The 17106-nt window shown below is 43.4% G+C and carries 11 protein-coding genes; 2 read left to right on the top strand and 9 right to left on the bottom strand.

Translation table 11 applies throughout. The features are described from left to right. Window positions 1-13: 13 nt before the first annotated feature. From AC1DP6_RS15995 to AC1DP6_RS15955, 9 genes are all read right to left on the bottom strand, one after another. Window positions 14-685 (bottom strand): hypothetical protein, encoded by a 672-nt coding sequence (locus tag AC1DP6_RS15995; RefSeq protein ID WP_477055723.1) that lies wholly within the window; start codon window positions 683-685, stop codon window positions 14-16. An 8-nt stretch (window positions 686-693) separates the two neighbouring features. After that, entirely contained in the window at window positions 694-2157 is a 1464-nt protein-coding gene (locus tag AC1DP6_RS15990) for a RagB/SusD family nutrient uptake outer membrane protein (protein ID WP_477055722.1), read from the bottom strand. Window positions 2158-2161: 4 nt separating this feature from the next. After that, the gene (locus tag AC1DP6_RS15985) at window positions 2162-5698 is read right to left on the bottom strand and encodes a SusC/RagA family TonB-linked outer membrane protein (RefSeq protein WP_477055721.1); all 3537 of its coding nucleotides are present in this window, start codon (window positions 5696-5698) and stop codon (window positions 2162-2164) included. Window positions 5699-5752: 54 nt separating this feature from the next. Continuing rightward, complete coding sequence (locus AC1DP6_RS15980) at window positions 5753-6949, bottom strand: FecR family protein (protein WP_477055720.1); 1197 nt, start codon at window positions 6947-6949, stop codon at window positions 5753-5755. 80 nt (window positions 6950-7029) lie between these two features. Next, complete coding sequence (locus AC1DP6_RS15975; RefSeq protein ID WP_477055719.1) at window positions 7030-7614, bottom strand: sigma-70 family RNA polymerase sigma factor; 585 nt, start codon at window positions 7612-7614, stop codon at window positions 7030-7032. 202 nt (window positions 7615-7816) lie between these two features. After that, window positions 7817-8875, bottom strand: a complete 1059-nt coding sequence (locus AC1DP6_RS15970) for a hypothetical protein (protein ID WP_477055718.1) — start codon at window positions 8873-8875, stop codon at window positions 7817-7819. A 145-nt stretch (window positions 8876-9020) separates the two neighbouring features. Further along, on the bottom strand, window positions 9021-11036 hold the full coding sequence (locus AC1DP6_RS15965) for a serine hydrolase (protein ID WP_477055717.1): 2016 nt from the start codon (window positions 11034-11036) through the stop codon (window positions 9021-9023). Window positions 11037-11222: 186 nt separating this feature from the next. Beyond that, complete coding sequence (locus tag AC1DP6_RS15960) at window positions 11223-11609, bottom strand: hypothetical protein (protein WP_477055716.1); 387 nt, start codon at window positions 11607-11609, stop codon at window positions 11223-11225. 6 nt (window positions 11610-11615) lie between these two features. After that, complete coding sequence (locus AC1DP6_RS15955) at window positions 11616-12638, bottom strand: lipase family alpha/beta hydrolase (RefSeq protein WP_477055715.1); 1023 nt, start codon at window positions 12636-12638, stop codon at window positions 11616-11618. Window positions 12639-13584: 946 nt separating this feature from the next. Here AC1DP6_RS15955 and AC1DP6_RS15950 point away from each other — a divergent pair. Together AC1DP6_RS15950 and AC1DP6_RS15945 are read left to right on the top strand one after the other, a co-directional pair. Next, the gene (locus AC1DP6_RS15950; protein WP_477055714.1) at window positions 13585-14697 is read left to right on the top strand and encodes a hypothetical protein; all 1113 of its coding nucleotides are present in this window, start codon (window positions 13585-13587) and stop codon (window positions 14695-14697) included. A gap of 355 nt (window positions 14698-15052) precedes the next feature. Continuing rightward, window positions 15053-16981: a heparinase II/III domain-containing protein gene (locus AC1DP6_RS15945; RefSeq protein ID WP_477055713.1), complete on the top strand. Its 1929-nt coding sequence runs from the start codon at window positions 15053-15055 to the stop codon at window positions 16979-16981. Window positions 16982-17106: the final 125 nt, after the last annotated feature.

Here is a 17106-nt window from a genome sequence, read left to right as displayed (position 1 = left end):
AAAATGATTAAGACTATCTGAAATATTTTTGTTTCAGCCCTGCTGCGAAACTGGAGCCATTGCTTAATACATGTACAATAGCGTTGGCAGTGATCAGGTTATGCGTCTGTATACTGGCGTTATACCTTACAGTATCTACTCCTGGTATTTTTAAATGCTCAAACATTATTCTGTACGCTGATGTTTGCAGTGAGCTGGTGGCACTTGTTCCACCGTCTACACCGCTAATAATCAGGGAGTCGCCATTAAGGGCCTTGTAATATTTTGTCCGGTCTTTTACGGCTTGCTCCAGGCTCACTTTAGCATTGGGTATGATAAACCTGCCAAGTAAGGCGAGCAATGTATCCTTTCCTATGTTGGCGAGGGCTTGTGGAGTCTGCCGGTCATCCGGTGTATAGTTCATCTGTAACCGTAATACCGACTTATTGGGTGCCGCAAAAAAAGTAATGTTAGCCTGATTCACGAGGGCCTTGCTATTGGTGAGATCAATGATCTTCACCAGCGAATCAAATATATGATTAGGTCTGCTGGCCAGGAATTCATATACCGTCATCCTTTTTTCTTCCTCGGATTGCTTAGACAGGCCTCCATCGACATAATAGTTATCTTTCCTGCATGCTGAAAACATCAGCATAGTAAGCGTTGCCAGGAGTGCTGCTTTTTTTAGTGAAATATTTTTCTTCATATAAAAAGTTATTTCCAGTATTCGTTCTGAGTGATCATAAAATTGCTTTTCGCGATAATGCTCTGATCTATCGGGAGTAGCCATGCACCTTTCTGATACCAATCGGCTGCCGTAATTTTAGAGTCTTTATCCAGCTTTCTTGTTCTCACCAGGTCAAAGAAATATTGTCCTTCCCCGATCAGTTCCTTTCTGCGTTCGAGGAGGATAGTGTCCTGGATACTGCCACCACCTGTATAGAGGGTGGTAAATGCACGTTGTCTTACTTTATTCAGCAGCACTGCAGCTTCTCCGGCTCTGCCTACGGACGGACTGGCCAGCGCTTCTGCTCTCAGCAACATGATATCTGCCAAACGGGTAATGATAATGTTTGATTCATTGATATTCTGTGAGGAGGTGTCGCCTTTCAGTTGCAGCGTTTTGTATTTGCCCAGGAAGATACGGTCATCATAAACGCCCTGCAGGTAGGTGGCACGGTCAAACCAGGTAAACAACCGGGCATCGCGTGCACTTGGTGGAAACATGTTATTCAGTTGTTGCCTGGTGGGAGAGAGTATAAACTTTTCGGTACCGCCTCCTCCATCTGATTGGTCTTTATACCAGGGCCTGCCCAATGTTCTGTTATAAACACGGTTTCTCTGTACCTCTCTTGCATTGGCATCAAAATTAAGCTCAAAGATGCCCTCATTGGATTTTCCTACAAAGATGCTGATGAGGTTCAGTGTATCCGTAACAAGACTGTACGGACCTTTTGTAATCACGCTGTCGCATAGCTTTTCGCAACCGGCGTAATCCTGTAACCATCCCAGTACATGTGCTTTGATAGCCCATGCTGCTCCTTTGGTGGCTCTTACGGCTTTGTCGCCACCACCGTAATCCAATGCCAGGTCAGCAATGGCGATGTCCAGATCACTTGTGATCTGCTTGAATACATCTGCCTGTGGCGCCCTTGACAGGTTATCTATGTTCACGCTCTTTAAGTTGATGGGTACATCTCCCCAGAAACGAACCAGGTAAAAGTAGGTGAGTGCCCGGATAAAGCTGGCTTCACCGATATGTCTGTTTCTGAGTGACTCATCGTAATTGGCAATCGTAGGGATTTTTTCAAGGAGTAGGTTGCATTGCGCAATGACGGTATAAAATTGGTTCCAGTTACCACCTCCGTTATTCAGTAAAGCGCTGGCGGTATTGGTCGCAATAGGCGTCTCCGCCCGAACGTTGGAACTCTGGGAATAGCTGGAGAACACATCTGCACGCACATCTCCCATGAGAAATACTTTATCCGGTACCACCGCCCGCAGGTAGGAGTAAGCAGCGGCTACTCCTTTTTCCACATCTGCCGAGGTCATAATAGCGTTAGCAGCAGTAGGCAGTTCAATAATTTCAGGATCCAGTATTTTTTTGCAGGAAAATAATAAGGCGCAACCTGCGAGGAGGAAGCACATTTTGTTTTTCCATGTTATTTTTATCTTCATAATCTTAGAATTCAAAGTTAAAGCCACAGTTAAATTTGTAAGGGATGGGATATCCATTACCCAGATCGTAACCATAAGAATCCACGTTTTCAGGATCCACGCCGGAATACTTTGTAAGGATAAATACGTTACTCATCCCGCCGTAAACTCTCAGTCTCCGGATGTTAAAACGGTTCAGCGCCGCCGGTGCAAAATCATAGCTCAGGTTGATATTATTTAACCGAATAAAGCTTCCGCTTTCCAGGAAAAGATCGGTGTTGGTTTCGTAGTTGCCGATAAAATCATAACTGGATGTACCGTAGTATCTCCACGGATTCAGCACTGGATATTTTGCATTGGTGTGGGTAGGCGTCCAGAAATCCAGGTCAGATACATCCAGCAGGTTTCTTTGTCCGCCCGGATAGTTCACATTTTCACTGGCGGTCCAGCTCACCCCCTTGATACGATCTGCCTTTACTTTGTTATATACTTTGTTGCCAACAGAGTAGTTGAAAAACATGTCCAGCTGGAGTGTGGCATTGCTTTTAAACTTATAGCTGAAAGAGTGAGAAACACTTCCGGTAAATTTAGGATTAGGATCGCCGGAGTAAACGCGGTCGGAATTATCAATTACACCAATTCTGCCATCTCCGTTTACATCCAGTATCATGATATCCCCGGCTTTATACGGATCCTGTGAGGAAAATCCGCTGGTATTAGGGTACAGTCGTTTACCTGTATACTTATTTACCGGAACGGATTCGTCTGTTGGATATACACCCAGGTACTTCATCAGGTAAAAGCCATTCAGCGGGCGGCCAATCTCCAGATAAGGTTGTCCTACCGCATAATCGCTTCTGGAAACACTTCTGCCGAAATCAGGCAGTTTGGTCAGTTCATTATGGTTAATGGCGCCAATAAAGGTGACGGAATACTGAAAGTTCTTTCCTGGCCTTGTAAGATAGGCTGTAATGGCAGCTTCATATCCGGTATTGCGAACAGCTCCGCTGTTGATATAACGGGAAGTGTATCCGCTGGTACCATTTAAAGCATCCGGAAACAGGAATCCGTCTGTGTTTTTATTATAGTAGTCGAGTGTCATGGTCAGACGGCTGTTGAAAAACTCAAGATCCAATCCTACGCCCTTGTCTTTAGTAGTTTGCCAGGTAAGGTTTGGTAAGGCGGTACCGTTACCTGCACCGTAACTGGGAGCCAGTAATGGGATGCCATTATACGTAGCATTGTCTCCACTCTTGGTTTGATAGGCGCCTACAGCCAGGTAGTTATCCTCATACTGGGTACCGGATTTACCTGTACTGGCCCTGATCTTTCCGAAATTCAGCCAGCGGCCAATGTGCTTACGAATAAATTTTTCTTCTGTAAATACCCATCCTGCAGACAGCGAAGGGAAATATCCCCACTGGTTATCTTTACCAAATTTGGAAGAACCATCGGCGCGCACAACACCCTGGAACAGGTATTTTTTGTCGTAGTTGTAAGAAAGCCTGGAATAGTAAGACAACAAGCCATACCTGATATTATGCGTTTCCAGTTTGAGATTGGCTTGCGGATATCCCTGTATCACCTGCTGTGCATCACTGGGGCCGCCATATGCAGAGCCGAATATGTTGTTGTTTTCGCTGGTGTTGATGGTATTACCCAACACGAGGTCGAACGAGTGTTTTGAAGGGAATGTGTGATATAAACGAAGAAATGTTTCGCTCAGCAGATTTACTTTTTCCTGTGAATAATAAGAAGATGCTGCTTTCTGATCATTTCTTGTTGCAGATGGTTCAAATGAGCGGGTGCGATAAAATTCATAGTTACCAGATGCCCTGGAGGTGAGGTTCAGGTAGTTGGTAAGATCATAACTGACTTCCAGCTGTGCCAGTACTCTCCTGGTCAGGTCAATGCTAACGCCTTTCTTGTAAGACTCCAGGAAGGAATCAAAAAAGCCGCTGTTGGGGCCTGGACGGAAAGAAGAAGAGAAGTTATTTCCTACTACTGCTGCGCTGTACGTGTCGCCTCTTTTCTGGCTGGCATCGGTCTGGCTCAAATTAGCCCGGCCGGTAATCGTTAACTTCGAAGTAGGTTTGAAAACACCGTTATAGGTCAGTGAAAACCTGGTAAATCCTGAACCCAGGACAATACCTTTTTCGTTATAATAATCTACTCCTAAGCGGTAGCTGGCATTCTCCGTAGCGCCGCTGATACCCAGGTTTATATTCTTCAGATCAGCATCCCGGAAGTACAGTTTTTGCCAGTCGGTAGAATTGTTATAAAAGCTATTCAGACTATCACTCAGTTCAATGGGCATATCTGAATCTCCTCCGCCTACTTTGGAAGATTTATACTGGTTAAAGAGATCAATTTTAAAATCGCGTTCCGCTTTACCACCAAGCGTTTTACGTAGTGATGGGTAATAACTCAATCCATATTGTGTATTTAAGGTGACAATTGGTTTCCCGATTTTGCCACGTTTGGTGTTAATAATGATAACGCCGTTGGCGCCTCTTGAACCATAGATAGCAGTAGCGGAAGCATCTTTCAGTACATCCACGGATTCCAGGTCAAAGGGACTGAAACCAGCCAGCACACTTGTGATGGCYTGGCGTGGATCTGAAGGGTTGAATACATCCTGTTCCAGTGGCACACCATCAATAATAAACAAAGGTGTGCTTACTACGTTGGAGTTGGCGGAATTGGAGAACGAAGCAAGACCTCTGATTTGAATCATGCTTCTTCCACCCGGCATACCAGTATTGTTTTGCACCACTAACCCGGGAGCAAGTCCCTGCAGCAATCCCTCTATAGAACCGCTTGGCTTATTTTGCAGTTGGGAGCCTTTAATGCTGGAGATGGCGGCCGTGGTTTCTCTTCTTTTCTGCGTACCATATCCTACTGTTACGTTTACTTCCTGCAATTGCGATGCAGAAGGCTGGAGCATGATCAGGAGATTCTGTGGCGTATTTCTGACCAACTGATGATTAAACTGCTTGCTGGCAGCCGTTAATACGCCATTGTTCAAGTGAAGTGTTAACGAGTTAAAGCCGATAGAAGTGATGACGATGGTGGCATCATCTGCAGCAACTGAAAGGGAGAACTTTCCGTTTTCATCTGCCGTTGCTCCCTGTCTGGAACCCTGAACGATGACCGTGGCGCCAATAATAGGTTGGTTATCCGGACTAACAATCCTGCCGGACAACGTCGTTACTGCCGCCGCCTTACGCGATGCGAGTACGGTTACGATTCTATCATTTACTTCATAGGTGAATGGCTGCCCCTTAAATACCTGGGCAAGGGCGGTTTCCAGCGACTCCTCTTTAAGGTTTACCGTGACAGGCAGCGCATTTTTTGCATACCGCGCATCAAAAATAAAGGAGTAACCTGTTTGTGTTCTGATCGACTCGAGTACCTGCTCCAGTCTTGCTCCGCTTACACTTAATGTTACCTGCTGGGAGAAGCCAATTGCAGATGTTGCCAGATAATGGAAGACAGTAAACATTATGCACCAGGCATAGCGCTTCCAATGGCCCATACGATGGCCACGTTGAATTCTCATAAATGTAATTTTACTGGTGTGAAATGATGATGGTTGATAAATAAAATCCGGATACTATTTCTCTACAAACAGCCGGCCATTGCTTAATTTAAATTTTATGTTACTTGTTTTCTCAATTGCGCTTAACAGTTCTGGTAGTGGTGTGCTACGGGGTAGTTGTCCATATAGTCTTTTTGCCGGAAGGGATGAAAAATCCACTTCAATATCATACCAGCGTTGCAGCTGATACGCCATATCCCGCAGATCGGTATCAGAAAAATAAAAGAGATCGGACCGCCAGGAAATATCTTCTTTGGTGTCTATTGTTTTTATCAGCAAATCGTTATTTGCCAGTATAGCCTGCTCTCCTGGTTTTAATACGCTTGACTTGTTTTCATTTGGCAGATTAATTTTTACACTGCCTGTTATGAGTGTAGTTTTAATATACGGTTCATCTGTATAGGCTTTAACGTTAAAAGAAGTACCCAGTACGGAAATAGTTTGTTGTGCAGTTACTACTAAAAATGGTTTGCGGTCATCCTTAACGATATCAAAATAGGCTTCGCCTGATAATTCGACTTTTCGTTCCTGACCAGGAAACTGTGTCGGGTAATGCAGGGAGGAGGCAGCATTTAACCAAACCTGGCTGCCATCCGGTAGTACTACTTTATATTGTTTTCCCCTCGGTATAGTGAGGGTGTTATACACGATTTCGGGCTTTTCTGCTGCTTTGACATTCCCTGCATAGGTAAGGGTTCCGTTATCATTATTAACGGCGCGGGCTCCTTTTTGCTCAAATACCCTTCCGGTTACGGTACTATCCAGGGAAACCTGTGTGCCATCGGAGAGTGTCAGCATTACATCAGATTTGGGCCTGGGAGCAGGCGTTAGCTGCGCTATTTTTTTCTGATCAGCTACCCGGTGCGTATTTACAAAAAAGCGGTAGGAGAGCAACGAGAATAACATCGTTGTGCAGGCAGCAGCCCAGAAGAGTACCGGCTTTAAGCTATATATCCGGGTACTGACATCCGGGCCTGAGCCCAACTCACTGTTTTTTTCATTGATTTGTTCTAATAAATGAGTGGCCTCTTCAGCAGAGAAAAAATCTTCTTCTTCAGTGTATTGTGTTGACAGTTGTTCAAATAAATCATTATATAATTGCCTTGCATCCGGATCAGTCAATAATGCAAACAGCTCCTGTCGCTCTTCTTCAGCGATAGTGCCGGTAGTGGCCTTTTCCAACAAAAAGTGTAAACGGTCTTGCTGCTGCATAGTGTGACTGTTTGAACATTGTTCCTATATCATAAGACAGTGGAGGGGGTATAAAAGGAGATATGGGGAGGAAAAATATTTTATTTTAAATACCGGACAGCTACCAATGTGAACAAAACCGTTACCCTCAGCTTAATAAACTGGTGAATAAACTTAAGGGCCAGCTGGTTGTACTTTTTTACAGAGTCGGTAGATAAATTCATGCGGGACGCAATTTCAGGGTTTCTATAACCCTGCGCCCGCAGGAGGAATACGGTTTTTTGCTGCATAGGCAGCGCTTCAATAGCTTTGTCAACTATTTCGAGACGAACATCATCATGGTCTTCTTTTTTGTCCTGTTGCTGTATTACAAACCTGGCATACTCCTGTTGTCCTTTTCTTTCCGCCGCTAACCGCGTCAGGTAATTAAGGGTATGGTTGCGCAGCAGAATAAAAAAATAGGCATTGAATTCTTTGATACTGGTCAGTTTTTCCCTGTTTTTCCAAAGTTTTACAAACAGGTCCTGCAGTATCTCTTCTGTTTGCTCGCGGGAGCCGATGATTGTATAAACAATACGGCCTGCCTGATGTACATAGCCATGAAAAAGTTTTGAGAATGCATGTTGGCAGCCGCTGGCCACTTGCTCCAGTATTTCACGTTCATTGTCAATACACTTTAATCCCATAATGCATTGGAAATTTGGTTGACAGTTTGCTCAGTTGGTTGACACTACAGTGGAATCATGACAATATTAGCGATAGTTAATAATATTTCCGCATGGAATTTTAACTAAAGTATATAGTAAATTATCTAAAAAATGGTTATTGTAATATGTTTATGGGTTTTTAAAGTGTCTCCTGAACCAGGAGACACCCTTTCTATTTTTATTACAGCGGCAGGTCATAACTGCGCAACTGGCCATCACCGGTTGTCAGCAACAGCTTGTCATGCACAATCATTACATTGATAATATTACTGCTGTAATCAAAGATATAATCCGGGTTGGTGGTAGGGTTACCATCCAGGTTATATGCCGTAAATTCAATCCCCTCCGGCATAACTTCTGCCTTACAACGTAAATCTTTTCTGTCCAGCAATAACAATCTTCCAAACTGGGAAACTACCAGGATATTATTGTCATCTACAAAAAATACATTGTAGTTGATATTATCTGGTTCAGCGGCAGGAAAATCTTTACTGCCCTCGAAAATGGCTTCCTGATCCTGCTGCACTATCCTGGTAATTACAGGGAAGGAATAGATTTCTAACGGTCCATCATAATGGGGCGCCATAACAAACTCTTTCCCTGATGGTGCAAAGTTGCCCATGATCACATCATCACATTGGGTAAGTTCAGTAAGGGAGATGACACCATCGTTCATCTGTAACTGCATCAGGATGGTTTTCTCCTGGCCAGCCGCCGCTTCCAGCAGGATAATGTCATTGTCTGGCGTGGCATGAAATGCATAGGTGTATTGTTGGCTTTCCAGCAGGGGGGAGGAAGCAATTACTTCAAAAGTAGCGGCATCCATCACCTGCAGTTGGTCTGTTTCATTTTTATCACCTGGCAATACATACCAGATCGTTTTATTATCCAGAGCGAAATAACAGGCAGCGCCCAGGAACCAGCCCCAGGAGTCATGTTCCACCGTATGTAATACCATGGTCCCTTCTGCATCGAGAATGCGCATATCGGTCATACCGGCAATAGCAATCAGGCGGCCGTCAGAAGAGGCAGACAGCTTGCTGCTTACATAATTCGCATGCTGGCCCTGGATGATTTTTTCCCAAACAATTTCAAGGTTGGCATTGAGCTTTGTAATCAACGGTTGACTCGCAAAGTTCATCAGGATCTCTCCATTGGGCAATGGCACTACGTTTACCGGGTTAGCAGTGAATGTCAGTTTGTTTTTTAGCGGCAGGTTTATATGCGGAAATTGACTCATGTCTTTTGTTTATAAAGATGCAAAGGTAATACACAAACTACTTTTCTGGCAACCTCTGCCACATTTACTACCAGTGTCTCCAACGGGAAAAGGCTTCAAAATTAATATTTTGAAGCCTTTTCCCGTTGGAGACAAACTTAACACGTCATGGCGTAGCATCTTTCCCCTCCACCAAAAACTTGCGGAGGTTGTCCAGCAATACATCAGACGTATTGGAATTAGTGAAAATGACATATCCCATTTTCAGGTCTTTATACACTTCAAACCTGCATTTGAAATCGCCGTTATTGCCACCATGGCCAAATGTTTTGCCAAAAGGGGTTTCTCTGATCTCAAGACTCATCCCCATATAGGTAGGAACTTTCGGCTTATGCGCCTCGTCATCAAAAGTGTATGCTGAATGCCTGGATAGTATGGTGTCGTAAGTTGCTGATTTCAGGCCTTTCTGCTCTAACAAATACAGCATAAACTTTGTGAAAATTTTTGCTTCGGTATACATAGAATAGGCCATGCCGGGGCTTTCCGGCAGATCATTTTTAGTTGGCAGTTTATCATAATGGCCATATGCCGCCATCCGCTGTAAAGAATCATTTTTTGAAAAGAAAGTATGGTATAGTCCAACGGGCTCAATTACTTCCTCCTGCAATACTTGCTCTACCTTCTTACCAGTAATTTTTTCTATCACCAGCTTCAGGTATTCGAAGCCCTCACCTGAATAGCTATATGCTGTGCCGGGTGTAAATTTCAGATCCAGTTTTCCGTCTTTATTCATCCATCGCCAATTGGGGAAACCCGTCCGGTGCGTTAATACATGCCTTGCGGTCATCAACTTATATCGCTCGTCATATTCGATATCCTTATAAGGAAGATATTCATATAACGGTCTGTCGAGGTTAATCACCCCACGTTCTGCCAGTCGTTCAACAGCAAAAGCAAAAACAGGCTTGGTAACGGAAGCTGCTTCAAACAATGTATTGTCAGTTACTTTTTCCCCGGTCATGGTGTTGCTGACACCATATGTTTTATGATAAAGCAATTTCCCGTCTTTAATTACAGCAAGTGAAATACCAGGTATTCCATAATAACCGCGATAGGTTTCGATAAAATGATCTATCTGACTGGCGCCGGATGCGGTAAAATTTAACAGTACGCCTTTATCAGGAATCAAGTCGGGTAGAGGGGTAGATGATATACGAAACGCAGATGCAACTATTTTTTGTCCGGATTTTACTACAACGGTGGCAGGTGCTTTTTGATCGGCGGCATAAACTTTACCGTCAGATTGAAAGTAAGGATCAGGGAGTGTGAGCTTATATTTTCCACGAGGTACCATTACCCCATAGTTCCCCAGGCTATCTACTTCAGCGGTAATCCAAAGTTTTGGGTTGTCCGAAGTGATGAGCCGCAACAGACCTGGTAGCTTTGCCACCTGTTGTTTACTCCAGCTTAATTTTCCTGAAACAGTGGACAGTTCTTTGCCGGCAGGCAAAAAGACGATATCGCCAAGGCTGTTTGGGTTCATAAATTTAGATTCTCCCTTCCCCCAGGCAGACCAGGAGAAGCTTCCATCCTGATCTTTGTCAAATACATGAAAATCGAAACCGACTGATTTTCCAACAGCCAACTCGTTCCCTAACTGTATACGCCATTCGTAAATGCGGGTGTTACCATGATGTGTAACAGCAACTTCCATCATATCCCAAGTGGCTTTACTGGCAAAAGGATCATAAAAGGCATTATTAACGGTATGAAGGTGCTTACTGTACATAAATGACGCCACCCCCGAACCGGAAAGCAGATGACGTGCATCAATGCTTACTTCCAACCCATCCTGGGTGTTCCAGCTTACATTTTTAGAAGTATCTTCAACGAAATCATCATCTGTAATCGTAAATGCCACATATAATGATTGATTGCTGAGGTTATAGCCAAGCTGGAAATAGCCGGAAAAATCAGATTCATTCTGCGGTTTGGTGTCCGATGGATTTATTCCGATCTTATACCTGACGGCATCTTTTGGCCAGTCGGAAAGATCGCCATCTACCTTGATCCTGTCAAGTGGATATGCATAGGCAACACTCCCATTATGGGCAAACAGATACCCACTAAAAAGAAGGCATAATACAAATATGCAAATTGATTTAACAGGCGATACTGACATGTTTAATAGATTCTTCAGGTGGGTTAATGAATAATATTCTTATATAAGACGCTTCTGTTATAAAAAGGTTGCATTAATAATAAGCTTTTGATGGAGCAACTTATCAACTCCATTCGTATAACGATTGAAATCAATTAGCTCATCATCCGAGAACTGAAATTTTAACTTCTTCCATTTTAAAACCTGTCAGCTAACATATGCCTCCTCCTGCAAGCCACCTAAAGACTCTGTATTATCTCTGAACTCATAGGAAAGCCTGATATGAATTTCTATGGTGTCAAGTTGAAATGTAATTCTTCCGTCTTGTAGCGCACTGGAGTCCGATAACCTCGTTACACCAAATTGTGAGGCTTTTTCTCCATAGTTGGCGCGGGCGTAGTCGTTAACTGATTGGTCAATTATATTATCCAACCAGTTGCCGAAGCCTGAGGTTGGAAAACTATAGCTGCCGGGTATAGGTATACACGTTCCATAACATTCCCTGTCCTTTCCGCGGATGCATAGGGCGACATGCTGAAGGGGGCATTCAGTGCCGCCTCCATCGGGGTGTGTACATTTGCATTCGTTGCTCATAGCATTTTATTTTTTGAAGGTGTAGTTTGTTGTTCCCCGTTCTCTCTCAACTGTATATTTAGGGAATGTATGGATGGATAAATTTCCGGTTTGCAAAAAGAAATCTTCAACGGATGAACTATTAATCTTGCCGGCCCTGAGTTTTGCGCTTAGTTCTGTTGGAGAGAAGCAACTGATGTTGATCTGAACCCCGAACCTTGAAGCCATTGCTTCCACAAAAAATTGGAAGGGAGTGTCCTGAGGGACATCCGCTTCAACAGATTTAAAGGGCTGTAGCACACCATTTAATTCCTTGATTACTGTCCTGAAAACAGCGTTGTTTTTACTGTTTTTGATAAGTAGGATTGAAAAATGATCATCCGATGTACTTTCGACATAATCACTATGGACATTTGGTGGTACAGCCGATGGTCTGGGTACGATAGTGTCCTGGTTGCCGGTTTGATAGATGACCTTAGGCAGGTATTTTAAACTGGCATACCTTTCGTTCAGCGCAGTTGTAAAGTTTCCCATTGCTTTGAGGTCCCGTAATTGCGGGTTATTGCCAATAAGATCAGATCCGATATTTGCAAGTCTGGCGCCAATATGCGGCACTGACAACGAGATAAACAACTCGACTTTCTTAAGAACATCATTATTCAACCAGTTCAAGGCGCTCTTTGTAACCAGGCCTCCCATACTATGAGCAATAAACGTGATGGTCTTATATTTTTCGTGAATCCCTTTCAATTCAGCTTCTAGAACACGGGAAACGGATTCAATCCCTACATTGAAGCCGTTAATATCTTCTTTTGGACGATTGCTGGTAAAGCCTTTAATGGTATTTTTCAGCTTAGTAAGCCAGCCAACACTAAATATCTTCGTACCGTAGGTAAATGAAGCGAGATCAAAATATTCTTTGACAAGTTGTTCCTCCGATAACCTTTCAGCAAACCTTTTTTCGTTTCCCTGCCAGCTAGTGGCTCCGCCATTCAGTCCATGAACTAAAACGATCAAATGTTTATTGTCATTTTCTATGATGTAGTCCATTGCGGAAGGGGTTTAATGGTGCATTTGGGGAGTTGATTTGTAAATTTACCTGAATATACGATTTATTGAAAAAAGGCAGAACAGAAACAAATCAGTATTTAGGTTTTGCCTGTATCGCTAAAATCCTTCTGCAATCACCCCGTTATCCTGACGTTTGGGGAGTATGCTGCATAACAACAGCACTCACAAGGTAACCAAAAGCATTTAGCATGATGCTTGTTAAAAAATGTACTCATTGTTCATCGCAAAATGAGAGGAGTTGTAATAGTCTGACCAGAAGTTAGGGAATTCTATTACATCAGGAGAATTTTTCTTATTGATAAATAATGAGTTATGGCATCGTTTATAAAATTCTCCCTAATCTTTTATGATTTTCCACCCGGTTGTCTGATCCGTTAGCTAATCTTTGCAGGAAAGTAATTTACCTGGAGGTCATGACCGGGGTAGTGCCCTTGCTGGCATTGTCCGAAGACAATACCCTGGAATGAAAACAGCGACAGGAATTGTAATATCGATGTTTGTTAAATCAGAATTCTCCATGTACCCGCTGGTTAGATTAAAGTAGAATGGGCCAATGAAAAATAGCCTGTATGTTTCCCACGAATCCAATATGTTACATAGGTGATCTGCCAGTTCCGATTATTTAATACCGATTCCGTAGCGAGCATTGAATGCTGCATCGGTAGCCTCTCGTTATCAATGTTATGTATGCTGTGATACGTCCGCCTGCTTCGTTTGCAATGCAGGCAGTGTTGTTGCCCAATCATGAGCGGATTTGCTGATTAAGCATGATGACTTACGCCGGAGGAAGTCAAAAGAAACTAACCTTCAACTAAAATTTATAACCATGAAAAGAAAATCACTATTTAGAAATGTTATTATCAGTGCAGCGACACTGATATTAATCTCAGCAATCATTTATTCCTGTAAGAAAAGCACGCGGATCATGAATCCCGATTCTGACAGGAACGCTTTTTTTACGGAGATTAAAGCAACAACACCTTTAGCATTTGAAGCAGACGCTTACCAGGTGCGGCTGGCATTTAAAGATGAAAATGGCAAGGGGGCTATACCATCTGTATTTGAGCTGAACCTGCCTGGCGGGAAAAAATTTGGAGTAACAATCACCTCTAAAACCAAAGGATTCGGGGATGTGGATATTTATTCCGGAACAGTGAGTGATAATCTGGCAAAAGGTGCTGCATCGAAGATGCTGAACTTTACGCTGATTGATGATCAACAGCATGAATCCATATTTGCCGATTTCGGAGTTGACAATGTAAATTACATTTTGTCCACGAAGGAAGGCAATATCTTCAGGCTTTCCGCTTTAAAGCCAATTAAGATGGACGAAAATGACGACATGCCTATGCTCCGAAATGGGAAGATGGCTGCCCCGGAATTAGCTGTGGCCGCAGGAGAGCAATGTAACGGCGTTTATATTATTGATCTGTTTGTTGGCTACTCTACTGCTGCTGTTAGTAGCATCGGGTCAGCGAATTTAACTGCATACGCCAATGACATGGTGGCTTCTGTGAATAATGGTCTCACCAACTCGGAGGTCGACAATGTAAGACTGCGTTTAGTTGGCACAGGGATTACGTCCAATAATCCCGGAGTGGTTACCAGTGTTCTTAGAGATGGGCCAAACTGGTTTGCAAGCGGGCTTTCCAGCTCGGGCGCTGATTTATTATGCGTGGTACAGGAACCAACAAATGCGCCCGGGTCAGCCTTAGGCTGGGGAAATAAGCCAGGCTGGGTAGCAGTAGCTGCCGTAAACAGGACTACTGTTTACCGGCATGAAGTAGGGCACAATGCAGGTAGCGGTCATTGTGATAACGGGATCACTCCTTATGCTGCCGGATACGATAATGGGCACTGGAAAACACACATGTGTGGTAATAAAGTTAACTATTACTCTAATCCTGACGTACTGGATGATCAGGGAACCCCAATAGGAAATCCCAATACTGCGAATAATGCGAGATTGTGGAGAGAGCGGGCAGCGGCAATGTCCGGAAGAGTTGTGCACGTTAAACCTTTTACCAATTGCAGGTAACATGGAATGAAATTCTCCTGATGATAGTTCTGCAAATGGAATGCAGGTCCCGATGTGGGCTGATAACAATTTCAATGCGCAGAAGTTCAGATTTGTAAAGCAATAATGACATAACTTAAAATAAGGTTAGTTAAAATGAGGATACCTTATGGTATCTTCATTTTTTGTATATAGTAGGAATATAACCGGACGAACTTCAGGACTGATAGGGATGTTAGAAAGTGTAGCTTTGCTATCCGTTTGTGAAAATTGAACTGGCGGCTTCGCCATCTGGTTGAAGAGGTTAAACCGGGAGAGGCCAGATTAATGAATGAGAACCTGAGATAGTTTATAAATGATAATATAGAGAATTTATATGAAGAAGATATTAAAAACGTTGATTTTATTGGTACTGATATGCAGTTCAAATTATGGGCAGGCGCAGTTGGCACAGCGGAATTTATTTAAGCTTTTTACAGAGGAGCAGATTAAACAGGTTTTGATTTCACCCKGTAAGTGGCAACCATTTCCTGTTACTGCTGAGGAATGGCATAAGATCTTGCCCGAAAGCGTTATCAGGCAGTACATAGTCAATGGCGACAGCAGTTTGCATCAGGACTTTCCCGCTATATCTGCTACTGGTTTTCTGCAGTTCACCCGTTCAAAAAACAGCCCCCAATCTGATAAAATGTATATCGCCAGACGTTTTCAGTTGTTCAACCTGATAATGGCGGAATCGATGGAAGGGAAAGGGCGTTTTAACGATAAGATTGCGGATGCGGTATGGGCCATTTGTGAAGAAAGCTTTTGGGGTATTCCGGCACACATTGCAGGCTTGCCCAATGTTGATCAACCTTATGTAGATCTATTCGCTGCCGAAACAGCCTCCTTGCTGGCGTGGACCTATTATTTTGCTGGGGGTAGTTTAGACCAGGTTTCCAGACAGCTGAAACCAAGAATTGTAAGCGAAATTAACCGCCGTATGCTCACTCCTATGCTTACAGCCAACTGGGGATGGATAGGAAACGATAATCCGAACAGGGTGCTCAATAACTGGTCCCCATGGATCATGTCGAATTATATAACAGTAAATCTTATCCTGGAAACCAACGAAGCAAAACGAGCTGCTGCTATTAAACAGGGTATGAACACCATTGATCATTATTTGAACGGATTGGGTAATGATGGTGCGATTAATGAGGGGCCAGTCTATTGGTTCCCATCTGTAGGATGTGTATTCGATGCTTTAAGTGTTTTATATAGTGCTTCTTCCGGGAAAATTGATCTTTACAATGAACCCTTCCTGAAAAGATCGGCCAGCTACATTTATCATATGCATATTGCCGATAAATATTTTGTGAACATGGGAGATGCTTCCGCAAAAATGGATATAGATGGTGTTGCACTTTATGGTATTGGTAAGGCCATCGGCGATTCAACATTGATGGCCCTGGGTAGCACTATGGCCAGGGAACTCACTTCTATCTCCAACAAACCAATTGACCGCATGTTCACAAGACGCTTTTTCGCGTTGACGGAAAGGAACAACTGCGTGCAGTATCAAGGAAAATACATGATACCAAAAGATGCCTGGATGGCTGATATTCAAATGATGTGTTCACATGCAGATAATGGTTTCTTTGTATCAGCGCATGGTGGGCATAATGCCGAAAGCCATAATCACAATGATGTAGGCGATTGTACTGTGTACTTCAATGGTAAGCCACTTCTTATAGATGTAGGCAGGGGAACCTATACAGGACGCACATTTTCGAATGAACGATATACGCTTTGGTTTAATACCTCCGGCTATCACAACTTGCCCGAAATTAACGGTATGCAACAAAAGGACGGGAAGCAGTATGCTGCCCGGAATGTTAACTATAGCAGCGATCAAAAACGTTCATCGCTTTCCATGGATATTGCAGGGGCTTATCCATTACAGGCCGGAATCAAAACCTGGGAACGCACTGTGACCCTGGATAAACAACAAGGGGTGGAAATACGTGATCGTTATTCCTTGAAAACAGCAGCACCTGTAATCCAGCACTTCATAACGGTGTGCAATGCGGATATCAGCCGCAAAGGGGTAATTGTGTTTACGATGCCCGATCAAACGAAAGTGAAATTGCTATACGACGCAACCACCTGGGATATTGAAAACAAGCCGGTTGAATTAAATCAGCCGGAAGATGACGAGATCAGAACAATGTGGGAGGGACAAATCATTGAACGCATATCGCTGAAGAGTAAAAAGAAGCTAAAAGAAGGAGTAGCGACCTATGACATTCAGAAAACAAATTGAATCTGAGAAGTAAATCCCGAAAATCGAACGTCAGCAATAACGAAAGGCATTTAGCAAGATCAGTGGCAACGTGACCCTGACAGATTGTTGTTCCTGAAAATAGAAGAGGGTTGTTTCAAAAGTAA

It is taken from the genome of Chitinophaga sp. 01L420, from assembly GCF_056399985.1.
This window is presented reverse-complemented; position numbering and strand designations above follow the sequence as displayed.

Coding starts and splice junctions, on each gene's coding strand:
- AC1DP6_RS15995 (WP_477055723.1), bottom strand. CDS start 685: ATGAAGAAAAATATTTCACTAAAAAAAGCAGCACTCCTGGCAACGCTT.
- AC1DP6_RS15990 (WP_477055722.1), bottom strand. CDS start 2,157: ATGAAGATAAAAATAACATGGAAAAACAAAATGTGCTTCCTCCTCGCA.
- AC1DP6_RS15980 (WP_477055720.1), bottom strand. CDS start 6,949: ATGCAGCAGCAAGACCGTTTACACTTTTTGTTGGAAAAGGCCACTACC.
- AC1DP6_RS15975 (WP_477055719.1), bottom strand. CDS start 7,614: ATGGGATTAAAGTGTATTGACAATGAACGTGAAATACTGGAGCAAGTG.
- AC1DP6_RS15970 (WP_477055718.1), bottom strand. CDS start 8,875: ATGAGTCAATTTCCGCATATAAACCTGCCGCTAAAAAACAAACTGACA.
- AC1DP6_RS15965 (WP_477055717.1), bottom strand. CDS start 11,036: ATGTCAGTATCGCCTGTTAAATCAATTTGCATATTTGTATTATGCCTT.
- AC1DP6_RS15960 (WP_477055716.1), bottom strand. CDS start 11,609: ATGAGCAACGAATGCAAATGTACACACCCCGATGGAGGCGGCACTGAA.
- AC1DP6_RS15955 (WP_477055715.1), bottom strand. CDS start 12,638: ATGGACTACATCATAGAAAATGACAATAAACATTTGATCGTTTTAGTT.
- AC1DP6_RS15950 (WP_477055714.1), top strand. CDS start 13,585: ATGAATCCCGATTCTGACAGGAACGCTTTTTTTACGGAGATTAAAGCA.